The sequence below is a fragment of the Streptomyces sp. NPDC045470 genome (assembly GCF_040646595.1).
Classification (GTDB): Bacteria; Actinomycetota; Actinomycetes; order Streptomycetales; family Streptomycetaceae; genus Streptomyces.
Genome location: NZ_JBEZAN010000004.1, coordinates 69,443 through 95,127, shown reverse-complemented (window position 1 = coordinate 95,127; position 25,685 = coordinate 69,443). Strand labels below are relative to the sequence as shown.

Here is a 25,685-nt window from a genome sequence, read left to right as displayed (position 1 = left end):
GAGGAAGCACTTACTTACATGAAAATCCACCGTGCCCATACTTTTCGGGCCGTCGCCTGGACGGTGACGGCCACCGCACTTGCCTCCACTCTCAGCCTGGGCCCGGTCGCCGCCGCCGAACCCGTCTGCCCGCCGGCCGAGCCACAGCAGAAGCCCGCCAATACCTGTCCCGCGCCGTCCGCGAAGAAGCAGGCGGCCAAAAAGCAGGCCCCCAGAAAGCCCACTGCCAAGAAGCAGACCAGTGACAAGCAGGCCGCCGCGAAGAAACAGGCCGCACGGAAGCAGGCGGCACGGAAGCAAGCAGCGGAGAAGCAAGCCGCACGGAAGCAGGCGGCGGAGAAGCAGGCCGCACGGAAGCAGGCAGCGGAGAAGCAGGCCGCGCGGAAGCAGACCCCTCAGGCGCCGACGGTGGCCTGCCGCCCGCCGAAGCCCAAGCCCGCCGCCACCTGCCAGACCGTCCCCCGGAAGCCGGCCGCGAAGAAACCGGCCGCCGAGAAGCAGGCGTCGCGGAAGCCCTCCCCGCAGAAGCCGACCACCCAGCGGCCCCCGAGGAAGCGGCCACCGGCCAAGCGGCCGCCCGCCAAGAAGCCCCCGGCCCAGCGGAAGCAGTTGAAGAAGGACCACGGCTGGAGTTACGAAGGGCTCTACATCGACGCCGCCGACCTGCGCAAGGTCAATGTCTTCCTGGCCCGTGCCAAAAAGGCCGAACGCACCATCAGCCCCCAGGTGCGCAGCATCGCCCGCCGGACCAAGGCCACCGTGGTCGGCTTCGAGGACCGGCTGAGAAAACCGGAATCGATCAAGCGCGCGGTCGCCCGCACCATGCAGGGCAATCCCACCATGACCGCGGACGAGGCCCTCGGCAGAATCAACGACTCCGTCCGCTACATCCTCCAGTGGCCGGACAGGTCCTACGTCAAGGGTGTCCAGGACACCACCAAGCTGCTGGCCGGGTGGAAGAACGCGAATCTCCGCTGGTCCAACACCTGGGCCCGCCCCCGTGGCTACAAGGGCATCAACACCGCCTGGCGCGCCAACAATTCAGGCCACCCGTACGAACTCCAATTCCACACCCCGAAGAGCCGGGCGGCCCAACGCCAGAGCCGGGTCCTGTACGAAGAGGCCCACCGCTCCAATACGAGTTCCCAGCGCCGGGCACAGATCCAGGGCCAGATGAACCGGATCTACACCTCGGTCCCCTGTCCCGCGGGCTCCCAGCTCCTCAACGGCCCCCGCCGCCGCTCCGCGGTACGCAAGGTCGTGAACGGGCGGCACTACGTACGGTCCGTACCGGTCATGGCCCGCAACACCTTCACGGCGTACGAACCCCCCACACGATAGGCGCCGGTCAACTCCCCCTCCCGTCCTTTCCCGCTCGCGGTCCGGGTGCCCGCCCACAGGCCCTGGAGCGCGGGCGGGAAGTCGGCCGTGCTGGCGGCGTGCTCACCGGGTCGCGGGTTTCCACGACCCGGTGAGCGAGGACGCGGTGCGCCCCGAGGTCCTGAAAAGAACCCGGTAAGAACTGAACCAACCTCCCCTCCCTGTCCCCTCATTTCCGCTTGTCACCTGATCAGGTGAAGCGTTCGCTTGCGGGGGTCCGGAGGATGTACGTTCGCGCCACAACCCAAAAAGAACGGCCCCCGGCGGGACTTGCCATCCCATGTGCCGAGGGCCCGATCAAGAGGAAGAAGCCGCTTCCCCATGATCGCCAAGAGGAAGAAGCTGCTTCCCCATGACTCGTCTTGAGTCTAACGCGCTCGTCCGTTCCGTCGCTGCGATTCGGCCGTTCTCCGGAGTGATCCACGTACGGCACCACCACACGGTCAGCTTCACGGTCGTCGGCAACCACCTGGCCCTCAACCCGAGGATCTCCGCCATCGCCCTCGGCTACGCCGTACGCGTCCAGGCCCTGCCCGACGGCGCCAACGTCAGCATCCGGGAGCTCGCCAAGCAGTACCCGGAGACGGAGTACAAGATCGGCGAGGCGCTCAAGGAGCTGGAGGCCGAGGGCTACCTGGTACGGGAGCGGGTGCGCGTCGGCGGCCAGCGCATCGTCACCCGAACCACGTACTACGAGAACCCGGCAGACCGTTTACGGTCGGCCGCGCCGACGTCGTCGCCGCAGCGGCAGGCCCCGCCGCCTCCGCCCGCGCCCCCGCCTCCCCCACAGCCTGTGGACACCCACGAGCCCCCACAGGCGGACACGCCCGCTGCGCCGGGAACACCCGAGGCCCCTGAGACGCCCGAGACACCCAAGGCTCCCAAGGCTCCCAAGGCGCCCGAGACACCTGCCGCAATCGAGGTGGCCCCGCCACCACAACTGGCCCCGTCTCCCCGGATAGCGCCGCCGCCTCAGGTAGCTCCGCCACCCCAGGGGGCCCAGCCACCCCAGGGGGCCCCGCCACCCCGAGCGCCTGCCGTACCCTCCGCCCTCGTCCCCTCCCCGGCCGCCGACCTGCTCTGCGGTCTGCGGCTCGCCGACGCGCGCCTGACGCTCTCCGTGCGGGACGTGAACCGTCTGGTCCCGGCCGTCTCGGCCTGGTTTGACCGTGGCGTACCGGCGGCGCACGTCCTCCGTACGCTCACCTCGGACCTCCCCGGCGGCGCCATCTTCCGCCCGGTCGCGTTCCTGGAGCACCGGCTGACCGAGTGGCTGCCGCCGCCCCTGCCCGTCCGGCCCGCCGAGGAGCCGCGGCGCGTGCGCGACGCCGTCCAGGAGTGCCAGTTGTGCGGCCTCCCCTTCGCTTCCCCGCCCGATCCCCCGGCCCCGGCCCCCTCAACGTCTTTGGTCCGCTGCCCCCGCTGCCGTACGGCCGAGGCGTGGACCGCGGCGGCGCCCCGGCCGTCCGCACTGCGCAACGTCCAGGCGCCCACCCGCCTCAGGACCGGAGCAGCCGCTTCTGGACGGATTCCAGCGGCCCGTGCTCGAAGCGCCGCAACCAGAGCCTTGCCCCGCTGACCAGTACCGCGCACACCACCGCCCACAGGCCCAGCACCCACCAAGGCCCCTGGTCCGCCCACCGCGCGGCCAGGCCGAGGCCGAGGCCGTAACAGGCCAGGAGGCACAGCACGTTCTGGAGGACGTAGCAGGACAGCGCCGTACGGCCGACCGCGGTGAGCCCGGCGGTCAGCGGGCCCGGCCGGCGTACGCGGTCGACGATCAGGCCGACGAGGCCCAGGTAGCCGACGGCGACGACGGGCGCGGCCCCGTACCGGGCCACCATGGCCAGGCCGGGGCCGGCCGCCACCGCGGCCACGTTGAGCGGAATGCCGATGCCCAGGCCCCAACCGCACATACGGCGCCGGATGCGCTGCCCGTGCGCGTCCGGACGGAAGGCGCCCGCCCGGTACAGCCGTACACCGAGATGGAAGAGGAAGACGAGCAGGGCGAAGGAGATGACGGGTTCCATGCGCAGGGCGATCGCGTTCTGCAGCCGGAAGGCGATCTGATCGAGGTGGCTTCCGTCGGCGTACAGGTCGACCACGCGCGGATTGACGCCACGGCTCGGCGCGCTCTCGGTGCCCGAGCCGGCTCCGGGCCCGGCCACGGCAGCCAGCGTCATCAGCCCGAGCACCACACCGTGCACCCCGCCCGCCACCCACATCAGCACCCGCTGCGTGCGCGCCGTGCGTGTCAACTGCCAGGCCACCAGGAGGGCGACGACCGCGTACCCCATCAGTACGTCCCACGCGAAGACGAGCACGAAGTGCACGGTGCCCTCGGCGAAGAGGAACAGGGCCCGCCACTTGTACCGGCCGGGCCACGGGCGGCCGTGCTTCGCGGCGGACCCGAACTGGATGGCCAGACCGACGCCGAAGAGAACCGTCAGCATCGAGAGGAACTTGCCGTCCGCGAGAAACCGGAAGACGCCCTCCACGGCCCCGGCCCACGATGCGCCGAACGACGCCGAGGTGACGTTCCCGTTCAGCACACCCCACTCCGCGCCCGGCGCCGCGAAGATCCAGACGTTGGTCATCAACGTCCCCAGGATCGCCACCCCGCGCAGCACGTCCAGCAACGGCAACCGCCCGGCCCGCCCCACCCCGCCCGGACCAGCCGCCCCCGGCACAACCCCCCGTACCTGCGTCTCCGTCACGCCGCCTCCCTCCCCCGATGCCCGCTTTCCCACCATGGTCGGGTCGGGGAGATCGCGATTCTTCGTCCGCGACGACGAGAAACGACTACACCGTTCGATGCAGCGGCGGTTCTACCGAGCGGTCACCTGAAAGATGTGGACCCGCTCGTGCCTGGGCAGCACCTGGTAGTCGAACATGCCGCCTTCGACGAAGGCGACACCGCCCTGTGGCGACAGCCCTTCGTACGCCGTGCCGCGCGTGAAGAGCTTCAGCGGCACGCAGCAGCTCGGCAGCCTTCTCCCAGATCTGAACCAGCAGGGCCGGAGGGGCGCCCGCAGCGACGTACCCCTCACTCGGGCTGTACTCCCAGCTCCAGCTCACCCTGCCGCCTCGCGGTCCTCACGCAGGACGGCCACCAGCTCTCGTCCCGCGCGGCGCTCCACGCCGGATCGTCGTGGTCGAGTGTCTGGAGGGCGTGTTCGGCGGCACGGCGTCGGGACAGCAGATCGGGGCGACGCTCGATCTCGATCTCGCCGGCCCACACGGTCAGCCACCCGCGGATCGGGCCAAGGCTCCCCGTCCTGGCTGCGAGTTCGAATGCCTCGTTCTTCTGCTGCTCCATCTCGGGCAGCCGGTGCGGCGCAAGGCGGGCCAGTGACAGCCGCAACGCGTCGGGGGGCTCCGGTCGGGTCTCGCGGCGTGCACAGTCCCCTCAGCCCACAACTTGCGGGCTCGGACACACCGCATTTCCCTCACCGCGCGTTACCCGGGCACCGCGCTCCCTGGAACATCCACGTTGTGCCCACCCGCCCCCGGTGAGGGCGAGTACGCGCTTCCGCCCTCTCAACGAGCGATCGCCGACGTCTGATACGCCGTACGCCGGGCCGCTCGGCTCTGTGCCCCGCGGCCCGGCATCGGACGATCAGGCTCGCGGCGCCACCTTGCTCAGCCCGTTGATGATGCGGTCCATCGCGTCGCCACCCGTGGGGTCGGTGAGGTTGGCGAGCATCTTGAGGGTGAAGCGCATCAGCACGGGGTGGGTGAGGCCGCGCTGGGTGGCGATCTTCATGACCTTCGGGTTGCCGATGAGCTTCACGAAGGCGCGGCCGAGGGAGTAGTAGCCGCCGTAGGTGTCCTTGAGGATCTTCGGGTAGCGCTGGAGGGCCAGCTCGCGCTGGGCGTACGTGGAACGGGCGTGGGCCTGGACGATGACCTCGGCGGCGATCGAGCCGGACTCCATGGCGTACGCGATGCCCTCGCCGTTGAACGGGTTGACCAGGCCGCCCGCGTCACCGACGAGCAGCAGGCCCTTGGTGTAGTGCGGCTGACGGTTGAAGGCCATGGGGAGGGCGGCGCCGCGGATCGGGCCGGTCATGTTCTCCGGCGTGTAGCCCCAGTCGGCGGGCATGGAGGCGCACCACGCCTTGAGGATCTCGCGCCAGTCCAGCTCCTTGAAGGAGGACGACGTGTTGAGGACGCCGAGGCCGACGTTGCTCGTACCGTCGCCCATGCCGAAGATCCAGCCGTAACCGGGCAGCAGGCGGTCCTCGGCGCCGCGGCGGTCCCACAGCTCCAGCCACGATTCGAGGTAGTCGTCGTCGTGGCGGGGCGAGGTGAAGTACGTACGGACCGCGACGCCCATCGGGCGGTCCTCGCGGCGGTGCAGGCCCATCGCCAGGGAGAGTCGGGTGGAGTTGCCGTCCGCGGCCACCACGATGGGGGCGTGGAAGGTGACCGGCGTCTTCTCCTCGCCGAGCTTGGCCTCGACGCCCTCGATGCGGCCGGTCAGCTCGTTGATGATCGGCGCACCGACGTTGCAGCGCTCGTACAGGCGCGCGCCGGCCTTCTGCGCCTGGCGCGCCAGCTGCTCGTCGAAGTCGTCACGCTTGCGGACCAGGCCGTAGTCCGGGTACGAGGCGAGGTCCGGCCAGTCGAGCTGGAGGCGGTTGCCGCCGCCGATGATGCGCAGGCCCTTGTTGCGCAGCCAGCCCGCCTCTTCGGAGATGTCGATCCCCATGGAGATCAGCTGCTTGGTGGCGCGGGGCGTGAGGCCGTCGCCGCAGACCTTCTCGCGCGGGAAGGCGGTCTTCTCCAGGAGGAGGACGTCCAGGCCGGACTTGGCGAGGTGGTACGCGGTCGCCGAGCCGGCGGGACCGGCCCCGACGACGATGACGTCCGCGCGGTGCTCGGAGCGGGGGGTGGTCACGGACGCGCTCACGGACTCAGTCGCGGACTCGGTCACGGCGGGATCTCCCGGAAGTCGATATCTGGGTGCCGACCGGCACTGGGCCACGTCAGTCTATGGGGGCCCAGGTGATCAGGATCTGAAGGGTTGGCCGGTCCATGCACGAGCCACAGCCACAACCGTCTCCGGCCGCACGGCCACTGCCGCAACCGCCTTCCGCGGCGGGTTTCACGCTCCGGGTGCCGTCCGAGGAGGACGCGCTGCACTGGCACCGGGTGTTCGCGCACCCCGACGTGATGGAGTTCCACGGCCGCGCCCCGGCCGAACTGTCCGAGTACCAGGAGCTGACCGCACGGCAGCGCCGCCATCACGCGGAACACGGATTCTGCATGTACTCGATGATCGGTACGGCGGAGGAGGAGACCGACGCCGTCCTGGGCTTCACGGGCGCGCAGCCGTGGCCGAACGACTGGGGGCCGGTGGGCGAGATCGAGATCGGGTGGCGGCTGGGGCGGGCGTACTGGGGCAAGGGGTACGCGACGCAGGCGGCCCGGGCCGCGCTGGAGGTGGTGCGGGCCGCGGGGGTGCGGAGCGTGGTCGCGATGGTGGCGGCCGGGAACGAGCGGTCGGTGGCGGTGACGCGACGGCTCGGGATGCGGCACGCGGAAACGTTCCGTACGCCGTCCGGACGGGAGGGGTACTGCTTCCGGCTGGAGCTGTGAGGAAGACGTACGGGTGAGGGGGCCGCCGGCCGGGCCGGGGCCCCCTCCGCCGTCACGCGTCCGGCTTCGTCCCCCGGTGCAGGGCGACGATGCCGCCCGTCAGGTTGCGCCAGGCCACCTTCGACCAGCCCACCCCCTGGAGGCGCGCCGCCAGGGCCGGCTGGTTGGGCCAGGAGCGGATGGACTCGGCGAGGTACACGTACGCGTCCGGGTTGCTGCTCACCGCACGCGCGACGGGCGGCAGGGCCCGCATCAGGTACTCGGTGTAGACCGTACGGAACGGGCCCCACGTCGGCTCGCTGAACTCGCAGATGACGACCCGGCCGCCGGGCTTGGTGACCCGGTACAGCTCCCGCAGGGCGGCGTCCGTGTCCTGGACGTTGCGCAGCCCGAAGGAGATGGTCACGGCGTCGAACACGCCGTCGGCGAAGGGCAGTTGCATCCCGTCACCGGCCACGAACGGCATCCACGGGCGGCGCTTCTTGCCCTCGCCCAGCATGCCGACGGAGAAGTCGCACGGGACGACGTAGGCGCCGGTGCGGGTGAAGGGCAGCGAGGAGGTGCCCGTACCGGCGGCGAGGTCGAGCACGCGCTCGGCGGGGCGCGCCGCGACGGCCCGCTCCACCTCCTTGCGCCACAGCCGCGCCTGCCCGAGGGACAGCACGTCGTTGGTGAGGTCGTAGCGCGCCGCCACGTCGTCGAACATCGCGGCGACGTCCTGCGGCTGCTTGTCCAGAGAGGCTCGGGTCACCCGGCCATTGTTCCCTACGGCTCCGGAAGGCTTTGGACGGGGACGGCCCGATGCCCCCCTCAGAACATCCGGGCGGTCCAGCGGTGCTGCGTCATGCGCTGAGCATCGTGAGCGGCCGAATGGGCCGTCCCCGCGGGAAAGATCTTGCCGGGTGGAGGCGGAGGTTCCGGTTGCGTTGACGGGGTCCTGACGCAGGACACGCCGGCCTTCACGGATCGTTGACGCCCGGCCTCACAGCTCCAGCAGACTCGCCAGGTCGATGCCGATGGGGAAGGGCCGGTCCGTCTCCAGCTTCTCGGTGTGACGAGGGTGCTCGGGGGCGGGAACGTACTCGCCCACGTCGCGACGCAGCCAGAACTCGTGCACTACCGGCCGGTCGCCCTCACCATGTTCCACACGCCAGAAGTACGGGATGCCCGCCTCGGCGTACAAGAACGGCTTGCTGCTCCGGTCCCGGACCTGGGAGCCGGGCGACACCACTTCCACCGCGAGCTTCACGATGGCAGCCGGCGTGGCCGCCGACGAGGCGACGTCGATCCCGCTCTTGTCGAAGACGACGATGTCGGGCTTGACGGAGCTGTAAGTGTCGAGCACCAGACACCGTTCGGCATTGACGCCGTACAGGTCGGGTTTCACCTGCTTGATACGGAAGAACAGCTCATCCCGGACTTGGTCGTGCCACTATTCCGCCATCCCCCGAACCACGATCATTCCGTCCATGAGTTCCCAGTCGAAGGGCAGCTCCAGATCCTTGACCTGGTCGAACGTCCACTGTCCCCCGGGCGGGTTCATCCAGGTCTCCGGAGTCGCCTTCTCCAGCCGCCGGTCAGTGCTCATCACTGCTCCCATGGACACAAGTGTGGACGCGGGTGCGGATCACGGTCCTGCATACGACAGTACCGTCACACGGAGTGACGGACGGGCTTCTCGGCGTTGACGGTGGTGACGCTCAGCGGCCCCGGTACACCAGGCGTCCGCCCACCACCGTGACCAGGCAGCGTCCGTCTTCCGCGAGTACCGCGAAGTCGGCCGGGGCGCCGGGGGCGAGAGGCTGCGGGGCCGGGCGGTCGCGGAGGCCGGAGCGGGTGACCGCGGTGCGGACGGCGGGGCGGGTGAAGGGGCCGGAGACCGATGTCGTACCGGTGGCGAGCAGCCGCTGCACGCCCCTGCGGGCGCTCGCGCCCCAGCGGGTGTCGGTCATGCCGAGCGCGGTGAGCGCGTCGCCCGTGAGCGGGACCGTGCCCAGGGCGTCGGCTTCGCGCGGATCGGGGTGGTAGGCGGATTCGAGCAGCGCGGCGCCGTCGGGCTCGTGGCGTCCTGGGGTCAGGACGCCGTTCCACTCGCGTACGCGGGCCCGCTCGCCGTAGCGCTCGTACAGCTCCTCGTACGGGCCGACGGCCTCGACGCGGTCGCCGGAGACGACGACCGCGTGCCCGGGGGCCGCGACGCCGTCGGGGGCGCGGCGGACACCGTGCACGCGGTGGATCGTCAGCACGTGAGCCCCAGATGTCTCAGGCGTTTCAGTTGGCCTCGACGAGCTTCAGCTCGGGGTGCGCCGTGCCGCCCTCGATGGCCGTGGAGGAGATGTGCGAGGTGACGCGGTCGTCGACCGGGTCGTTCGCCGGGTCGTCGTGCACGACCAGGTGCTCGTACGTGGTCGCGCGCTGCGCCGGGACACGGCCCGCCTTGCGGATCAGGTCGATGATCTCCTGGCGGTTGGAGCGGTGCTTGGCGCCGGCGGAGGAGACCACGTTCTCCTCCAGCATGATCGAGCCGAGGTCGTCGGCGCCGTAGTGCAGGGAGAGCTGGCCGATCTCCTTGCCGGTGGTCAGCCAGGAGCCCTGGATGTGGGCGACGTTGTCGAGGAAGATCCGGGCGATGGCGATCATGCGCAGGTACTCGAAGATCGTCGCCTGGGTGCGGCCCTTGAGGTGGTTGTTCTCGGGCTGGTAGGTGTACGGGATGAAGGCGCGGAAGCCGCCCGTACGGTCCTGCACGTCGCGGATCATGCGCAGGTGCTCGATGCGCTCGGCGTTGGTCTCGCCGGTGCCCATGAGCATGGTGGAGGTCGATTCGACGCCCAGGTTGTGGGCGGTCTCCATGATCTCCAGCCAGCGCTCGCCGGACTCCTTCAGCGGGGCGATGGCCTTGCGCGGTCGCTCGGGCAGCAGCTCCGCGCCGGCGCCGGCGAAGGAGTCCAGGCCCGCGGCGTGGATGCGGCGGATGGCGTCCTCGACGGAGGTCTTGGAGATCCGGGCCATGTGCTCGACCTCGGAGGCGCCGAGGGAGTGGATCACCAGTTGCGGGAACGCCTTCTTGATGGCGGAGAAGTGCTCTTCGTAGTACTCGACGCCGTAGTCGGGGTGGTGGCCGCCCTGGAACATGATCTGGGTGCCGCCCAGCTCGACGGTCTCGGCGCAGCGGCGCAGGATGTCGTCGAGGTCGCGGGACCAGCCCTTGGCGGTGTCCTTGGGCGCGGCGTAGAAGGCGCAGAACTTGCAGGCCGTCACGCACACGTTGGTGTAGTTGATGTTGCGCTCGATGATGTACGTCGCGATGTGCTCCGTACCGGCGTAACGGCGGCGGCGTACGGCGTCGGCCGCCGCGCCCAGCGCGTGCAGCGGCGCGGAACGGTACAGGTCCAGCGCTTCCTCGGGCGTGATCCGCCCGCCCCCCGCGGCGCGGTCGAGTACGGACTGAAGGTCGGCGTTCTCGGTCACCGGGCGTCCCTTCGGAGGCGGGCATAACGACCGAACCAGCGTACGCCAGCGGTACGACATGCCTGGCGGCGGCCGGGTCGGGCGCCGGGTGGAGGGTGGGGCGGCGGCTGGAGGGCGGGCGAAGCGACGGCTGGACGGCGGCCGGGAAAACGGCTTTCCAGCGGGCAGGGAAGCGGCCTCTGGGCGGTCAGCCGCCGGTCTTCTTCATGGTGGCGCGGGGCCGCCCGCCCGCCTCGTCGTCGGAGGCGAAGGAGAGCGTGCCGTCCTTGCCGAGGGTGTACGTGACGGCTGCCTCGGCGCCCGTACAGCCGGGTCCGGGCTTGCCGTCCGTGCGCTCCCTGAGGGTCAGCGTGGTGGCGGTGGCGGACACCAGTTTCGCCTTGGCCGCGCACCGGGCGATCAGGAAGTCGTACGAGGTGTGGACGACGTAATCACCCTTGCTGCCGGGGGCGATGGTGCTGGTGATGGTGCCGTTGGGGACGTCGTGGCGGGTGACGACCGTACCGGTCCAGGTACCGAGGAAGGACTTCGGGACGGCCGGCTCCCCGGGCCGGGAGCCGCCCGGCGACGGGGTCTGACCGCTGCCGGGCGGCTTCGCGGCTGCGTCCCTGCCGTCACCCTCGCCCTGGCCGGGCAGCAGACGGAAGACGAACGCGGCCGTCGTCGCGACGGCGAGCGCACCGGCCACGGACAGGACCAGTGTGCAGCTCATCCGGCGGCGCCCGGTGGTACCACCGGCGAGGACGCCCCTCAGGGTGAGGCGGCGTTCCTTGGGCGGGGCGGGGGCTTCCGGCGGGTTCGGTGGCCGGGTGGGGACGGCACCGGCGGTCGGCCAGGAGGGATGCGAGGGCTGGGAGGGGTACGCGGGGTGGGGGTGAGGCTGGGGAGGGATGCAGGTCGGTTGCTGTCCGGAGGCAGCGGGGGCGGAAGCGCCGGGATCGGTCGGAGCGTCGAACGGAACGAGGCCGGACGGCGCCCCGGATGGAGGGGTGCCGGGCGCCCCGTACCCATCAGCCGCGGGCTCTCCGTACGCAGGAGCAGGAGCAGCGGGCACAGCAGGCACCGCAGACGCGCCGGCGCCCCCGAAGCCCCCCACACCCTCCCCCGCCCGCGCGTCCAGGTTCAGCAGTTCCACCGCCTGCCTGCTCACGCGTTCGACCAGCGGCGCCGGCAGCCAACCGGCGCGCACCGGTTCACCGTCCGCGCCCGCCCCGCCCAGCCCCCGCGCGATCTCCTCCGGGGCGGGCCGGTCCTCGGGGCGCTTCGCCAGACAGGACGTGGTGATCTCGCGGAGGTCGCCCGTGAGGGCGGTGCCGAGTTCGGGGTCGCCGTGGACGACCTTGTAGAGGAGGGCGGCCGAGCTGTCCCCGGTGAAGGGGCCGGCGCCGGTGGCCGCGTAGACCAGTACCGCGCCGAGCGAGAAGACGTCGCAGGCGCCGGTGACGTCCTGGCCGAGGATCTGCTCGGGCGCCATGTAGCCGGGGGAGCCGACGGAGACGCCGGTGGCGGTGAGTGCGGCGCTGCCGTCCGTGGCGCGGGCGATGCCGAAGTCGATCAGCAGCGGGCCGTCGAGGGTGAGCAGGACGTTGGACGGTTTGACGTCCCGGTGGACCAGCCCGTGGGTGTGCACGGCGGCCAGCGCCCGGGCGAGTCCGGCGCCCAGCGTCCGTACGGCGGTGCCGTCCAGCGGGCCGAAGTCCTCGACGGCGCGGGTGAGCGAGGGGCCCGCCACGTACCCGGTGGCCACCCAGGGGACGGGGGCGTCGGGGTCGGCGTCCAGTACGGGCGCGGTCCAGGCGCCGCCGACCCGGCGCGCGGACTCCACCTCGCGCCGGAAGCGGGCCCGGAACTGGTCGTCGGCCGCGAACTGCGCGTGTACGGACTTCACCGCGACGGTACGGCCGCCGGCGCTGCGCCCGAGATAGACGCGGCCCATGCCGCCCGCGCCGAGCCGGCCCAGCAGCCGGTACGTACCGATGACGCGCGGATCGTCCGCCCCCAGCGGCTCCATGGCTTCGCCTCCCCCTGCCGGCCCGGATCACGGCACAGCCTATGACCCAGGTCATGCCCGGTCCGGTGAACCCGCACAGCGGCATTCGCCATCAAAGAGATGGAACGCCAGCAACCGTCCGACTTGTCCTGCGGGGCAGCGCACCCATCCGGAGACCTTCGTGCAGCACCAGTCCGGGGAGCAGCCCCCGAACGGCCCCGGGGGCCGGCCCGCGTACGGGTACGGGTCCGACGGCGGGCCCGCGTACGGCCCCGCCCGGGAGCACCGCGCGCCGCGCCGCCGGACGGGCCGGCGCAAGCGGCTCTGGCTGGCGGGAGCGGTCGTGGCCGTGCTGGGCCTGGCCGCCGTGCCCGTACTGAACGCCTTCGACGTCTTCTCCGACAACGGCGAGCCGATGTCCTTCGACCAGCCCCGCACGGACGGCGGCGGCTCCGGCGGCGCGGGCGGGCCGTCCGACGGGTCCGCGCCGGGGGTGCGGATGCCCACCGGGCCGCAGGCGCAGTTCACGACGGCGAACACGCTGGACGACGGCACCAAGATCGGCGTGACCACGCTGCACGGCAAGAAGTCCGGGTTCACGGGCCGGGTCTGGGTGTGGGCGCCCAAGGAGTACTACGAGCAGAAGTACGCGAAGAGCGCGTTCCCGGTGCTCATCGCGCTGCCCGGCGGTCCCGGCTATCCGGTCAACTACTGGATGGGGACCGACCTGAAGTTGCAGAGCAGCATCAGCGAGTGGTCGAAGTCGGGCAAGAGCAAGCCGTTCATCGTCGTCATGCCGGTCCTGAACGCGGACGACAAGAACTACTACGACGGCAGTGACATCCCGGGGCAGCCGAAGATGGGCACCTGGATGTCCGACGACGTCCCCGACCTGGTGAAGGCCAACTTCCGTACCTTCGCGTCCCGGGACGGCTGGGCCTTCATGGGCTCCTCCTCGGGCGCCTTCGTGGGCCTCAAGCAGGTGCTCCAGCACCCCGACCGGTTCAAGGCCGTGATCGCGAGCGGTCCCGACACCCGGCCGGACTCGCCGCTGTGGCGCGGCCACGAGAAGGAGCAGCGCGCCAACGACCCGGAGCAGCTGGCCAGGAAGCTGATCGCCCGGCCCGGGGCCCCGGACGTGCACATCGCCTTCCAGATCGGCACCAAGGAGAGTGGCCGGGCCAAGCTGGAATCCTTCATGAAGAAATACGGCAAGGGACCGATCAAAACCCGCCTGCAAGTGATCCAAGACGGCGGTCACAACGCCAGGGGGTACGTCCGCGGCATGAATGACGGAACCATGGAATGGATCAGCAAGGTGATGTCGGGCCCGACGCCCGCACCCTGACGCGTCGGCCGGGCATGTCGTACGCCTTTCGCACTTTTCCCGGCTGACTGCCGCGCGGTCCTCCGTGCGGACTTCCGTGCGGCTTCCGTACGCCCCCCGTACGACTTCCGCACTTCTCCGTACGCGCTGCCCGTGCCTTTCGTGCACTTTTCGCATACCTTTCGCGCACTTCCCACCCAGCTCACGTACCACTCGCGCGGGTCTTCCGCTCGTGTTCCGTACGGTTTCTGTTCAGGTGCCGTACACGATCCATAGGTGTTCGTACGGGTTCCGTATGGGTTCCGTACGCGCGCGGAATTCGCCGCCGGAATCGGGGTCAGGCCGACGGGTTCTCCAGCAGGTCGACCCGCACGTCCGCCGGATAGCCGGTCGATTCTCCCGTCCTGCGGGCGAATTCCGTCACGCCGCGCAACTGGTCCGGGCCGAACCGGAAGTCCAGTGTCGTGAAGTAGCGTTCCAGCACCTTCTCGTCGAAGGTCTCCCAGCGTGCGGCCTGCTCGGCCACCTTGCCGACCTCTTCGAGCGACAGGTCGCGGGAGGCCAGGAACGCCTCGTGCACCTTGCGCACGACGAGGGGTTCACGCTCCAGGTAGTCCCGGCGGGTCGCCCAGACGGCGAAGACGAACGGCAGCCCCGTCCAGTCCTTCCACATCTGTCCCAGGTCGTGCACCTGGAGGCCGAGCCGCGGCGCGTCGTGCAGGTTCGCGCGCAGCGCCGCGTCCCCGATCAGCACGGCGGCCTCCGCCTCCTGCATCATCACGCCGAGGTCGGGCGGGCAGGTGTAGTAGTCAGGAGTGACGCCGATCTTCTCGGCCAGCAGCAGTTGGGCCAGTCGTACGGATGTACGGGAGGTCGAGCCGAGTGCGACCCGTGCCCCGTCCAGCTCCTCCAGGGGCTTCTGCGACACGATCACGCACGACATGACCGGGCCGTCACAGCCGACCGCCAGGTCGGGAAAGGCGACCAGGTCGTCGGAGGCCCGCAGGAACTCCACGAGGGTGACCGGTGCGATGTCGAGATCGCCGCGCACCAGCTGTTCGCTGAGCTTTTCCGGGGTGTCCTTCGTGAGCTCCAGGTCGAGCAGCGTGCCCGTACGCGCGAGGCCCCAGTACAGGGGCATACAGTTCAGGAACTGGATGTGGCCCACCCGCGGCCGGCTCCGACGGTGGTCGGCTGCGGCTCCTGCGGATGCGTCTCCAACGGTTGAATTGTCCACATGCGGAGGCTAGCCCCGGAGGCTGCCGGACGGTGCGGCGGGGCCGCCTGTGGCCACTGCACCGCACGGGTAAACGTGATCTTTGGCTCTTCCGCCCTCCAAGCGCCCCGTGCTACGCTCAGCGCAAGTTGCAGTTTGGTTTCCCTTGCAGTACAGAGCCTGCGGAGCATGTGACGCCGCAGGCTTTTGTAGTTTTCAGACTTCTCGCAGGTTCTGGAGCAGGGCAACCCTTTGGCCCAAGGAGGGCTTATGGCTACCGGAACCGTGAAGTGGTTCAACGCTGAAAAGGGCTTCGGCTTCATCGCCCAGGACGGCGGCGGCCCGGATGTCTTCGTTCACTACTCTGCGATCAACGCCTCTGGCTTCCGTTCCCTGGAAGAGAACCAGCAGGTGAACTTCGACGTCACGCAGGGCCCGAAGGGTCCGCAGGCGGAGAACGTCACGCCGGTCTGAGTTGCCCGGTCCGACCGATCGCGGTCGACTTAGCAGTACCCAAGGAGCCCCGCTCCTTCCTTTCGGGGAAGGGGACGGGGCTCCTGCCTTTTCCCGTACCGCCGGCCACTGTCCTTTCCCGCATGTGCGGCCGCCGCCCTTTCCCGCACCGGCGGGCGCTGCCCTTTCCCGCACCACCGGCCCGCGGAATGCATCGCTGCCGCACCCCCTGACCTCTTCGGCCCCCGCGGCTACCGTGCAGAGTCATGACGGGTCCGACCATCGCGGTGCACCACGTGCGGGCCGTGCTCAGCGGTGCGCGGCGGGCGGGTGTGGACACCGTGCCGCTGTTGCAGGCGGCGCGGATCTCTCCGCTGCTGATCGGGGACGAGCGGGCCCGGATCGGTGCCGACCGGTTCGCCCGGCTGGTCAAGGAGGTGCAGCGGGCGACGGGCGACGAGTTCCTGGGGCTCGGGCCGCTGCCCAGCCGCCGGGGCACGTTCGCCATGATGGGCCTCGCCTGTCTGGGCTGCCCCGATCTCGGTACGGCGCTGGAGCGGGCCGTACGGTTCTACGGACTGTTCCCGGGCGGGCCGGAGATGGCCGTGACGGCGGAGGGCGGGGCGGGGGCCCGTTCCGGCCCCGCGTCCGGCCCCGACCCCGGCCCCGGTGCCGCCTCCGCCGCGCTCTCCGCCGAGTTCTCGATCCGTACCGATCTGCGTCCGTACCCCGAGGCCACCTTCCTCGCCGAGTCCGTGATGATCATCTGGCACCGGCTCTCCAGCTGGCTCGTCGGCCGCCGCATCCCGCTGCGCCACGCCCGCTTCGCCCACCCCGCCCCCGCACACGCGCACGAGTACGAGCTGCTCTTCGGCTGTGCGGTGCGCTTCGGTGCCCCACGCACCGCGGCGGTCTTCGACGCCCGCTGGCTGGCGGCGCCGGTCGTCCGGGACGAGGCGGCACTGACGGCGATGCTGCGGCGGGCGCCCGCCGACCTGCTGAGCCGCCGGGAGTACGGCACGACCGTCACCGAGCGGGTACGGCGCACGCTCGTCCTCGCCCTGCGCGCCGCGGGCCCGGCCCGGCTGCCGGAGGCGGCCGAGGTCGCGGCGCGGCTGGCGGTGAGCCCGGCGACGCTGCGCCGCCGGCTCCAGGAGGAGGGCACCTCGTACCGGCGCCTGAAGGACGCGGTGCGCCGGGACGCGGCGATCAGCTCGCTGGCGGCGGGCCGGGAGCCGATCGCCGAGCTGGCGGCGCGGCTCGGCTTCTCCGAGGACACCGCGTTCCACCGGGCGTTCCGGCGGTGGACGGGGACCACCCCGGGCGCGTACCGGCTGCGACCGCGGGCGGCGGGCGGGCCGGCGGGCGCTCCGACCGGTCAGCAAAGCTGAGCGTTCCGGTCAGCACCGTACGTACCACCGAGTCCCTACGGTCACCCCAGCTGAACCGTCCTGAACCGTCCCCCGGACCGTTGGGAGAGCCGCATGGTGCAACCCCGCGCCACCCGCGCGCTGCGCACTACCGCCCTCACCGCCGCCACGGCACTCGCCCTCTCGCTCGGCCTCCCGAGCGCCACGGCCACCGCGCGTTCCGCCCCCTCAGCCCCCGGAGTCCCCTCAGTCACGTCGGCCCCGCAGGCCTCGTCCAACCCGCACGCCTTGTCCGCCCCGTCCGTCTCGCCCACCTCTTCCGCCCAGACGGACAACGCCCGTCCGGGTGACATCGTGGCCTCCTCCCCCACCTCCTTCCACCCCCTGCCGGGCCAGCCGACCCGCACCCGCGCCTGGCACATGGAGTACCGCTCGACCACCGCCAAGGGCACCCCGAACGTCGTCTCCGGCACCGTCATCGTCCCGGACGACGGCCGTACCGGGCCGCGCCCGCTGGTCACGTACGCCGTCGGCACGGTCGGCCTCGCCGACACCTGCGCGCCGTCGGCCGGCTTCCCCAAGGGCACCACCGTCGAGGCCAACCTCATCCAGCAGCTCACGGCCCGCGGCTGGGCGGTCGCCGTGACCGACTACGAGGGCCTCGGCACACCCGGCGAGCACACCTACACCGTCGGCCGCGCCGAGGGGCAGGCCGTCCTGGACGCCGCGCGCGCCGCGCAGCGGCTGCCCGGTGCCGTGCGCGCGGGCGTCACCCAGGACTCCCCGGTCGGGATCATGGGCTACTCGCAGGGCGGCCAAGCCTCCGGCTGGGCGGCCGAGCTGCACCGTACGTACGCGCCCGAACTCAAGGTCAAGGGCACCGCGACCGGCGGTGTCCCGGCCGACCTGCTCAAGGTCGCCGACTTCAACAACGGCAACATCGGCGCCGGCCTGATCCTGATGGCGGCCGTCGGCCAGGACGCCGCGTTCCCGGAGCTGGACCTGGCGAAGTACCTGAACGACAAGGGCCGGCACTACGTCGGCTTCATGAAGAAGAACTGCGTGGCCGTCGACGCCATCGCCGGCGCCTTCAAGAAAATCTCCGACGTCACGGTCAAGAACCCGCTGTACGAGGCCGACTGGCAGCAGCGGCTGCGGGAGTCGGACCTCGGGACGCGCCGGCCGGACGCGCCGGTGTTCCTCTACCACGGCACGCTCGACGAGCTGATTCCGTACGGCGTCGGCAAGCAGTTGCGTGCGGACTGGTGCGCCAAGGGCGCCGAGGTGCGGTGGGCCCCGATCCCGCTGGGTGAGCACGTCGTCGGCGCGGTCGCGGGCGCCGTACCGGCCGCCGACTGGCTCGCGGACCGCTTCGCCGGGAAGCCGGCGCACGGCAACTGCGGCTGAGCGGACGGCGACAGGCATCCGGAGGAACCCCGTGCCACTTCCCCCACAGAGGTGACACGGGGCTCCGGTCTGCCGGGCCGGCCGAACCGGCTGGGCCTCGTACGAGGTTACCCGGCGGTCAGTTAACGGAGCATCAGTACCCCGCCCCGTCCCCCCGCCCGTTTCCGTACAACTCCTTTATCTCCGCCCCGAAGTCACGCGCGATGGCGGCCCGCCGCAGTTTCAGGGACGGGGTGAGGTGGCCGGCCTCCTCCGTGAAGTCGACCGGCAGCACGGTGAACCGGCGTATCGATTCGGCGCGCGAGACCAACTGGTTGGCGTCGTCCACGGCGTCCTGGATGTCGGCCAGAAGGGCCTCGTCGTGGACCAGTCGCGCCAACGGCACCTGCTGCTTCTTCCGCATCTGCCGCCAGTGCGCCAGCCCGTCCGGCTCCAGCGTGACCAGCGCGGTGATGTACGGGCGGCCGTCACCGACGACCATGCACTGGCCGACCAGCGGATGCACGCGCAGCCGGTCCTCCAGCGGGGCCGGGGCGACGTTCTTGCCGCCGGAGGTGACGATCAGCTCCTTCTTGCGGCCGGTGATGGTCAGATAGCCGTCCGCGTCCAGGGCGCCGATGTCCCCGGTCGCCAGCCAGCCTCCGCCCTCCGCTCCCGGTCCCGCTCTTCCTCCGTCCCTCCCTCCCGCTCGGCTCCCGTCCACGTCCCCGGCCGGCAGCGGTCCGCCGGTCGCGGCGTCCCAGTAGCCGCTGAAGACCTGCCCGCCGCGCAGCAGCACCTCCCCGTCCTCCGCTATCCGTACGGCGGTGCCGGGCAGCGGCCGGCCGACCGTGCCGATCCGGGGCTTGAGCGGCGGGGTGAGGGTGGCCGCCGCGGTGGTCTCGGTGAGCCCGTACCCCTCGAAGATCTCGATGCCCGCGCCGGCGTAGAAGGCCGCGAGCCGCCGCCCGAGCGGGGAGCCGCCGCAGATCACGTAGCGGACCTTGCCGCCGAGCGCGGCCCGGATACGGCGGTAGACCAGCGGGTCGTACATCCGCCGGGCCGCCTTCAGCGCCACACCGGGCCCGCCGCCCGCGCCGTGCTCCTTCGCCTCGACGGCTTCCCCGTAGCGCCGCGCGACCGTGGCGGCGCGGTCGAAGGAGGCGGCCCGGCCCATCTTCTCGGCCGTGGCGCGGCCGGTGTTGTAGACCTTCTCCAGGACGTAGGGGATGGCGAGCAGGAACGTCGGGCGGAAGGCGGCCAGGTCGGCGAGGAGGTCCTCGGTACGGATGCTGGGCGCGTGGCCGAGCCGTACCCGGGCGCGCAGACAGCCGACCGCGACCATCCGGCCGAAGACGTGCGACAGGGGCAGGAAGAGCAGCGTGGAGGCGGGCTCGCTGCTGACCGATTTGAAGACCGGGTGCAGCAGTTCGATCGCGTTGTCCACCTCGGCGAAGAAGTTGCCGTGGGTCAGGACGCAGCCCTTGGGGCGGCCGGTGGTGCCGGAGGTGTAGACGAGGGTGGCGATGCCCGACGGGCCGGTGGCCGCCCGCCGTTCGCTCACCAGCGCGTCCGGGACCGGCCGTCCGGCGGCCACGATCTGCGGTACGGCGCCGGTGTCCAACTGCCACAGGTGGCGCAGTCCGGGCAGCCCGGACCGGACGCCGCTCACCAGCCGGGCCTCCGCGACGCTCTCCACGACGCAGGCCGCCGCCCCCGAGTCCTGGAGGATCCAGTGCGCCTGGTGGGCCGAGGAGGTCGGGTACACGGGCACGGTGACCAGGCCGGCCGCCCACGCGGCGAAGTCGATCAGCGTCCACTCGTACGTCGTACGGGCCATGATGGCCAGCCGGTCACCCGCCCGCAGCCCGTGCGCGATCAGGCCCTTGGCCACGGCGAGCACCTCGGCGGCGAACTCGGCGGCGCTCACGTCCCGCCATGCGCCCCCGGCATCACCTCCCGCCTTCTTGCGCGCCAGTACGGCCTCGCCGGGCGCTTGCGCGGCGTTGTCGAAGGGGATGTCTCCCAGGGAACCGGTGCGCACCGGCGCCACCAGCGGCGGTACGGACACCTCCCGCACGACCCCGTCCCGCTGCCGGGTGCATGGCTCCGCCGGAGCGGGCACCGGTGGCCCGCCTTGCCGTTGCTGACTGGACACGAGCGGCTCCTCGTCTCACGGTGGTCGCAGGGTGTGCGCGGCGCGGCGGCCGGCGCGGCACAGCGGCCGGCGCATCCCAACGGGCCCGAGGAGCAGGCCCGTTGGGCGGCCGGGGTGGCGCGCGGCCCACAGGTTCGCGCTCTCGACCAACACCTGACCCGACAGTAACCTTACTTCGAAGTAAATTTACGCGAGGACCAGGAGTTGGCCAATGCCCGAACACCGTCTTCCTCCCACCGCCGCGGCCCCGGGCCTCCTCCGCACCCCTCGCACGGACCGTCCGCCGACCGCACCACGTCGGCCGGGCGCCTGATGGCGGCCGACGTCCCGGGCGGCGCGACCACCGGCCTGTCCCGCGCACCGCGGCTGATGCCCGTACTGGCCAAGGGCGTGCTGACCGGCTTCGGCAAGCACCCGCGGCCGGACGCCGCACTGCCGCGCACCCGCCTCGTCCTGCCCGCCGTCCGCATCGGGCTGGGCCGGGCCGCCACGTACGCCCGGGTCTGCGGGTACGACGCCACCGAACCGCTGCCCGTCACCTATCCGCACATCCTCGGATTTCCGCTGGCCGCCCGGCTGATGAGCGCGCGGGACTTCCCGCTGCCGATGCTCGGCCTGGTGCACACCGGCATCGAGATCACCCAGTACGCGCCGCTGCACCCGACCGACACGCTCGAACTGACGGTGTTCGCGGGCGCGTTGCGGGCGCACCACCGCGGCACCGAGGTGGTGATGACCACCGAGGCGCGCCGTGGGGGCGCGCTGGTGTGGCACGACCGGAGCACCTATCTGGCGCGGCACCGGGCGTCCGGGGGCCGCGAGCCCCTCCCGGACGGCCCCTCCGCCTCCCCCGGGTCACCCGGAGTACGCGGAGCGCCCGGCCCCCTCGACTCCCCCGGCCCTTCCCGCGCCCGCGACCTGCCCGTACGGGCCCGTTGGCGCCTGCCCGCCGACCTCGGCCGCCGCCACGCCGCCGTCTCCGGCGACTACAACCCGATCCATCTGCACGCCCTGACGGCCCGCCCGCTCGGCTTCCCGCGCGCCATCGCGCACGGCATGTGGACCTTCGCGCGCTGCGCCGCCGAAGCGGTGCTGCCGGGTACGGCGACGCTGCGCATCTCGGCGGAATTCCGCTCCCCGGTCCTGCTGCCCGCCACCGTCGCGTACGCCTACGAGACCACGCGCAGCGGCGGCGCGTTCCAACTGCGCGGCACCCCCGAGGGGCGGGCCCGCGTCCACCTGGAGGGGAGGGTGGAGACGGACGTGTGACGCCCGCGGCCCGGCTCGGCCCGGGAGCGCGAAAGCCGCCCCGGGCCCGCGGCACGGCGTGCTGTCACCCGCCCGGCGACCAACGCTCCCCGTCCATCAGCCGGCCCAGCCCGGCCCAGGCGAAGTTCATCAGCGTCGCCGCCGTCTCCTTGGCCGACGGGCGCTCCCCCGGCGCCGTCCCGCTGCCGCGGCCGTTGGCCCAGTCGGCCAGTGATTCGGCGGCCCCCACCAGCGCGTGCGCCAGGCCGGAGACTTCGCGCGCGGCCGGTTCCGGGTCGCAGCCCGCCTCCTGGGCGGCCGCGCCGATCATCGCCGTGACGAACTCGACGATCTCCGCCCGCATCGCGGCGACTTCGACCGCGAACGGTTCCCCCTGTGTACGGGCCTGCTGGTGCAGTACCGCCCAGCCGTCCGGATTCTCGGCCGTATGTGCGAAGAATCCTTTCAGCCCGCTCCAGAGCTGCCGGTCGGCGGGCGCGTCCGGCTCCACCGCGGCCCGTACGGCCTCCGTGAGCGCCGCCGACTCCCGCCGGATCACGGCGCTGAACAGCTCCTCCTTGGAGTTCAGGTACAGATAGACCAGCGGCTTCGACACCCCCGCCACCTCGGCGATCTCGTCCATCGAGGCCGCACGGTAACCGCGCCGCGCGAAGGTCAGCACGGCCGCGTCGAGCATCTGCTGCTCCCGTACGGCCCGCGGCATCCGCTTGCTCTTCACAGCTCCCACGCCCCATGCCCTTCCGTCCCGCCCCTTTACCGCCAAGTAAGTTTACGTTTTCCCGCCTTGTCCGCCGCCTCTTGACGCGATCCGCCCGCTAGCGAGACGATACGACTCGTCTCGTCATGCGTCCGAAAGGAACTCCCCATGCACCAGCCGCACCAGCAGTACATCGAGGCGGCTCCCGGCGTGCGCCTGTGGACCGACCGGCGCGGACCGGCCGACGCGCCCCCGCTGCTGCTGGTCATGGGTGCGCAGGCGTCCGGCCTGGGCTGGCCGGAGCCGTTCGTGGACGCGCTCGCCGTCCAGCACCGGGTCATCCGTTACGACCACCGCGACACGGGCCGCTCCACCTGGTCCTTCGACGAACAGCCGTACCGCATCACGGACCTGGCGCAGGACATCGTCCGTGTCCTCGACGGCCTCGGCGTCGAGCGGGCGCACCTGGTGGGACTGTCGCTCGGCGGGATGCTGACGCAACTGGCCCTCGCCGACCACCCGGAGCGGATACGGAGCGCCACCCTGATGGGCACCAACGCGCTGAGCACCGCCCCGTACACCCGCCCGGACGGCGTCCAGGTCCCCGCCGCCGACCTGCCCGGCATCGCCCCGGAGGTGCTGGAGATGTGGGCCCGGCCCGTCGAGGACCACGGCCTGGAGGCCGAACTCGACCGGCGCGTGGAGCACTGGCGGGTCCTCAGCGGCGGACAGCTCCCCTTCGACCCCGCCCATTACCGCGCCCTGGAACGCCGGATCATCGAGCACACCGGCCGCTACGACGTCTCCGCCGCCCCCGCCCGCGCCGACCACTCGGGAATGCTGCGCACCGAAGCCCTGGCCGCCAACCAGGTGCCCACCCTGGTCGTCAACGCCCCGGCCGAACCGGTCTTCCCGCCACCGCACCCGCACCACCTCGCCCAGGTCGTCGGCCACGCACACCTGGTGGAGATCCCCGGCATGGGCCACGCCCTGCCACCGGAGGTCCAGGGCCCGCTGGCGGAGGCGATCCTGGCACACACGGCGAAGGCCGGCTGAACGGAAGGGCGCGTACCGCCCGCACGCGAAACGCCGGACGGGCCGGGGTGACCCCCGGCCCGTCCGGCGTTCAGGCCGATGCGGTCCCGCGGTCGGTGTCCGCGCTCAGGCTCCGGCAGGCGCCGGTACCGACACCTTCCGCTCCGCGTCCGCCTCCGTGACCGCGCCGTCCTCCAGCTCCACGCCGGCCGCACGGGCGTACGCGTCACGGTCCAGGATCTTCTCCTTGGCCGAGACCAGGATCGGCACGACGACTTGGCCGGCCACGTTCGTAGCCGTCCGCATCATGTCCAGGATCGGGTCGATGGCCATCAGCAGGCCGACGCCCTCCAGGGGGAGGCCGAGGGTGGACAGGGTCAGGGTCAGCATGACGGTGGCACCGGTCAGGCCGGCGGTGGCCGCCGAGCCGATGACCGAGACGAAGGCGATCAGGATGTAGTCACCGATGCCCAGGTCGACGTTGAAGATCTGCGCGATGAAGATCGCGGCGAGCGCCGGGTAGATCGAGGCGCAGCCGTCCATCTTGGTCGTCGAGCCGAACGGGACCGCGAAGGACGCGTACTCCTTCGGCACGCCCAGGCGCTCGGTGACCTTCTGGGTCAGCGGCATGGTGCCGACCGAGGAGCGGGAGACGAACGCGAGCTGGATGGCGGGCCAGGCGCCCTTGAAGAACTGCAGCGGGCTCACCTTGGCGAAGACCGACAGCAGCAGCGGGTAGACGCCGAACAGGACGATGGCGCAGCCGACGTAGATGTCGACGGTGAAGGTCGCGTACTTGCTGATCAGGTCCCAGCCGTAGTCCGCGATGGCGTAGCCGATCAGGCCGAGCGAGCCGATCGGGGCGAGGCGGATGACCCACCACAGGGCCTTCTGCAGCAGCTCCAGCGCGGAACGGCTCAGACGCAGCACCGGCTCGGCGCGGTCGCCCAGCTTCAGGGCCGCGATGCCGGCCACCGTCGCCATGAAGACGATCTGCATGACCTTCAGGTCGGTGAACGGCGTGATGACGTCCTTGGGGACGATGCCGGTCAGGAAGTCGATCCAGGAACCGGCGTGCTCGGGGAGCTTGCCGTCCTTGGGGGTCAGGCCGGTGCCCGCGCCGGGGTTGCTGATCAGGCCGATCGCCATGCCGATGGCGACCGCGATCAGCGAGGTGACCATGAACCACAGCAGGGTGCGGGTGGCCAGCCGGGCCGCGTTGTTGACCTGCCGCAGGTTGGTGATCGAGACCAGGATGGCGAAGAAGACCAGCGGTGCCACGGCCAGCTTGAGCAACTGGACGAAGAGGCTGCCGATGGTGTCGAGGGTGGTCTTCAGCCAGGAGACGTCACCGCTCTTGGCGATCCAGCCGAGCAGCACGCCCAGGACGAGGCCGAGCAGGATCTGGGCCCAGAACGGGACCTTGGGTATGCGGCGGGTGGCTCTGGCGGTCTCGGACCGCGGGGTCTCGGAAGACGTGGTGGACAACGGACACACTCCGGGGACAGACAGGCGTCGGGAAGGAAACGGCGGACAGCGCCAGGAGAAAGGAGGTCCGTATCGATCCGTACGGGATCTCCGGCCGCTGCGGTGAAGGGGTCAGCGGCGGCAACAGGCCGCGGACATGCAGCGGCAAAGATCGACGTGCAGGCGCGCCACGAGCGGGACGCCCGTGGGGTGGTGGTGCGCTGCTGCTGTCTTCATGGCGAACACGTTAACACTTGAACTTTGGGGAACCCAAAGACATTCTTTGGGCCGGGGGATCGGGAGAGGGCCGGAGTGGCTGGTGGAACGCGTGATGCCCCGCCGTGGAGGGGTTCTCCTCGGCGGGGCATCGGTACGACTGTGAGGCGCCTTACAGCGCCGGCTGGCGGGGGCCGGGGCCGCGTACGGCGATAGGCGAGGGTCAAGGCCGCGTACGGTGACGGGCGGCGGGCCGTAGCCGTACGACTGCGGAACGCGGAAGCGGTCTCCCGGCGGGCTACAGGAGGCCGTCCTCCTGGCGGGCGCTGGCCGCGATGCGGGCCTTCTGCCGGTCCACCTTCGCCACGATCTGCTCGGACATCGCGTCCCGCTGCTTGCGCAGCAGCACGAAGCTGAGCGGCGCGGAGATCACGACCGCGAGCAGCAGCAGCCACACGGCGTTGGAGCTGCCCACGCCGAGCGGGATGACGTGGAAGTACGCCAGTGCCCAGACCAGCGCGAAGCACCCGACGAAGATCCCCAGTCGCAGGGCGGTGTAGCGGAGCGTGGCGAACTTCTGGCTACTCACGGGCGGACCTTCTTCACGACGACAACCGAAAGGGTCTGTCTCCAGTCAAGCACAGCC

General features: G+C 71.3%; 23 protein-coding genes and 1 pseudogene. 9 read left to right on the top strand and 15 right to left on the bottom strand.

Features of this window, described 5'->3' with window-relative positions:
• The first annotated feature begins 18 nt into the window (after positions 1-18).
• Together AB0A97_RS14715 and AB0A97_RS14710 are read left to right on the top strand one after the other, a co-directional pair.
• Positions 19-1,341 (top strand): hypothetical protein, encoded by a 1,323-nt coding sequence (locus tag AB0A97_RS14715; RefSeq protein WP_361149034.1) that lies wholly within the window; start codon positions 19-21, stop codon positions 1,339-1,341.
• A gap of 391 nt (positions 1,342-1,732) precedes the next feature.
• Positions 1,733-2,959, top strand: coding sequence for a hypothetical protein (locus AB0A97_RS14710; RefSeq protein ID WP_361149032.1), 1,227 nt, complete (start codon positions 1,733-1,735; stop codon positions 2,957-2,959).
• Here the strand turns inward: AB0A97_RS14710 and AB0A97_RS14705 are convergent.
• The 4 genes from AB0A97_RS14705 to AB0A97_RS14690 form a co-directional block, all read right to left on the bottom strand.
• Positions 2,880-4,070, bottom strand: a complete 1,191-nt coding sequence (locus AB0A97_RS14705; RefSeq protein WP_361150136.1) for a DUF418 domain-containing protein — start codon at positions 4,068-4,070, stop codon at positions 2,880-2,882. The two genes, AB0A97_RS14710 and AB0A97_RS14705, sit on opposite strands and share 80 nt — an antisense overlap.
• 138 nt (positions 4,071-4,208) lie before the next feature.
• Positions 4,209-4,355 (bottom strand): hypothetical protein, encoded by a 147-nt coding sequence (locus AB0A97_RS14700; RefSeq protein WP_361149029.1) that lies wholly within the window; start codon positions 4,353-4,355, stop codon positions 4,209-4,211.
• A gap of 71 nt (positions 4,356-4,426) precedes the next feature.
• A complete protein-coding gene (locus tag AB0A97_RS14695; protein WP_361149026.1) occupies positions 4,427-4,744 on the bottom strand; it encodes a hypothetical protein in 318 nt (105 codons plus the stop codon).
• 255 nt (positions 4,745-4,999) lie between these two features.
• The gene (locus tag AB0A97_RS14690; RefSeq protein ID WP_361149024.1) at positions 5,000-6,283 is read right to left on the bottom strand and encodes a geranylgeranyl reductase family protein; all 1,284 of its coding nucleotides are present in this window, start codon (positions 6,281-6,283) and stop codon (positions 5,000-5,002) included.
• 137 nt (positions 6,284-6,420) lie between these two features.
• Between AB0A97_RS14690 and AB0A97_RS14685 the strand changes: the two genes are divergently transcribed.
• A complete protein-coding gene (locus tag AB0A97_RS14685; RefSeq protein WP_361149021.1) occupies positions 6,421-6,984 on the top strand; it encodes a GNAT family N-acetyltransferase in 564 nt (187 codons plus the stop codon).
• Between the two features lie 52 nt (positions 6,985-7,036).
• Here the strand turns inward: AB0A97_RS14685 and AB0A97_RS14680 are convergent, their stop codons facing one another.
• The 6 genes and pseudogenes from AB0A97_RS14680 to AB0A97_RS14655 form a co-directional block, all read right to left on the bottom strand.
• Positions 7,037-7,735 (bottom strand): demethylmenaquinone methyltransferase, encoded by a 699-nt coding sequence (locus AB0A97_RS14680; RefSeq protein WP_361149018.1) that lies wholly within the window; start codon positions 7,733-7,735, stop codon positions 7,037-7,039.
• Positions 7,736-7,966: 231 nt separating this feature from the next.
• Positions 7,967-8,401: pseudogene (locus tag AB0A97_RS14675) on the bottom strand (Uma2 family endonuclease); the annotation flags it as partial.
• A gap of 15 nt (positions 8,402-8,416) precedes the next feature.
• Complete coding sequence (locus tag AB0A97_RS14670) at positions 8,417-8,572, bottom strand: hypothetical protein (RefSeq protein ID WP_361149015.1); 156 nt, start codon at positions 8,570-8,572, stop codon at positions 8,417-8,419.
• Between the two features lie 112 nt (positions 8,573-8,684).
• Positions 8,685-9,230, bottom strand: coding sequence for a hypothetical protein (locus AB0A97_RS14665; protein WP_361149013.1), 546 nt, complete (start codon positions 9,228-9,230; stop codon positions 8,685-8,687).
• A 25-nt stretch (positions 9,231-9,255) separates the two neighbouring features.
• Positions 9,256-10,455, bottom strand: a complete 1,200-nt coding sequence (mqnC, locus tag AB0A97_RS14660) for a cyclic dehypoxanthinyl futalosine synthase (protein ID WP_125055591.1) — start codon at positions 10,453-10,455, stop codon at positions 9,256-9,258.
• Positions 10,456-10,642: 187 nt separating this feature from the next.
• Entirely contained in the window at positions 10,643-12,466 is a 1,824-nt protein-coding gene (locus AB0A97_RS14655; protein WP_361149010.1) for a serine/threonine-protein kinase, read from the bottom strand.
• 160 nt (positions 12,467-12,626) lie between these two features.
• On the opposite strand from AB0A97_RS14655, the gene AB0A97_RS14650 reads away from it, so the two are divergent.
• Positions 12,627-13,793 carry an alpha/beta hydrolase-fold protein gene (locus tag AB0A97_RS14650; RefSeq protein WP_361149007.1) on the top strand — a complete coding sequence of 389 codons (1,167 nt, stop codon included), beginning with the start codon at positions 12,627-12,629 and terminating at the stop codon, positions 13,791-13,793.
• A 316-nt stretch (positions 13,794-14,109) separates the two neighbouring features.
• Here the strand turns inward: AB0A97_RS14650 and AB0A97_RS14645 are convergent, their stop codons facing one another.
• The gene (locus AB0A97_RS14645; protein WP_361149005.1) at positions 14,110-15,009 is read right to left on the bottom strand and encodes a menaquinone biosynthesis protein; all 900 of its coding nucleotides are present in this window, start codon (positions 15,007-15,009) and stop codon (positions 14,110-14,112) included.
• Positions 15,010-15,258: 249 nt separating this feature from the next.
• Here AB0A97_RS14645 and AB0A97_RS14640 point away from each other — a divergent pair, with 249 nt between their 5' ends.
• The 3 genes from AB0A97_RS14640 (at position 15,259) to AB0A97_RS14630 (ending at position 18,218) form a co-directional block, all read left to right on the top strand.
• Positions 15,259-15,462 (top strand): cold-shock protein, encoded by a 204-nt coding sequence (locus AB0A97_RS14640; protein WP_003984261.1) that lies wholly within the window; start codon positions 15,259-15,261, stop codon positions 15,460-15,462.
• Between the two features lie 245 nt (positions 15,463-15,707).
• The gene (locus AB0A97_RS14635; protein WP_361149002.1) at positions 15,708-16,832 is read left to right on the top strand and encodes an AraC family transcriptional regulator; all 1,125 of its coding nucleotides are present in this window, start codon (positions 15,708-15,710) and stop codon (positions 16,830-16,832) included.
• Positions 16,833-16,925: 93 nt separating this feature from the next.
• A complete protein-coding gene (locus tag AB0A97_RS14630; protein WP_361148999.1) occupies positions 16,926-18,218 on the top strand; it encodes a lipase family protein in 1,293 nt (430 codons plus the stop codon).
• A 133-nt stretch (positions 18,219-18,351) separates the two neighbouring features.
• On the opposite strand, the gene AB0A97_RS14625 is transcribed toward AB0A97_RS14630, so the two are convergent.
• Positions 18,352-20,322: an AMP-dependent synthetase/ligase gene (locus AB0A97_RS14625; RefSeq protein WP_361150133.1), complete on the bottom strand. Its 1,971-nt coding sequence runs from the start codon at positions 20,320-20,322 to the stop codon at positions 18,352-18,354.
• A 345-nt stretch (positions 20,323-20,667) separates the two neighbouring features.
• On the opposite strand from AB0A97_RS14625, the gene AB0A97_RS14620 reads away from it, so the two are divergent.
• Positions 20,668-21,624, top strand: coding sequence for a MaoC/PaaZ C-terminal domain-containing protein (locus tag AB0A97_RS14620; protein ID WP_361148997.1), 957 nt, complete (start codon positions 20,668-20,670; stop codon positions 21,622-21,624).
• A 64-nt stretch (positions 21,625-21,688) separates the two neighbouring features.
• On the opposite strand, the gene AB0A97_RS14615 is transcribed toward AB0A97_RS14620, so the two are convergent.
• Positions 21,689-22,351 carry a TetR/AcrR family transcriptional regulator gene (locus AB0A97_RS14615; RefSeq protein WP_361148994.1) on the bottom strand — a complete coding sequence of 221 codons (663 nt, stop codon included), beginning with the start codon at positions 22,349-22,351 and terminating at the stop codon, positions 21,689-21,691.
• A gap of 138 nt (positions 22,352-22,489) precedes the next feature.
• Between AB0A97_RS14615 and AB0A97_RS14610 the strand changes: the two genes are divergently transcribed.
• Positions 22,490-23,377, top strand: coding sequence for an alpha/beta hydrolase (locus AB0A97_RS14610; protein WP_361148991.1), 888 nt, complete (start codon positions 22,490-22,492; stop codon positions 23,375-23,377).
• Positions 23,378-23,482: 105 nt separating this feature from the next.
• Here AB0A97_RS14610 and AB0A97_RS14605 read toward each other — a convergent pair whose 3' ends face one another.
• The gene (locus AB0A97_RS14605; RefSeq protein WP_361148988.1) at positions 23,483-24,844 is read right to left on the bottom strand and encodes a dicarboxylate/amino acid:cation symporter; all 1,362 of its coding nucleotides are present in this window, start codon (positions 24,842-24,844) and stop codon (positions 23,483-23,485) included.
• Positions 24,845-25,337: 493 nt separating this feature from the next.
• Positions 25,338-25,628, bottom strand: a complete 291-nt coding sequence (locus tag AB0A97_RS14600; RefSeq protein ID WP_361148985.1) for a DUF4229 domain-containing protein — start codon at positions 25,626-25,628, stop codon at positions 25,338-25,340.
• Positions 25,629-25,685 lie beyond the last annotated feature (57 nt).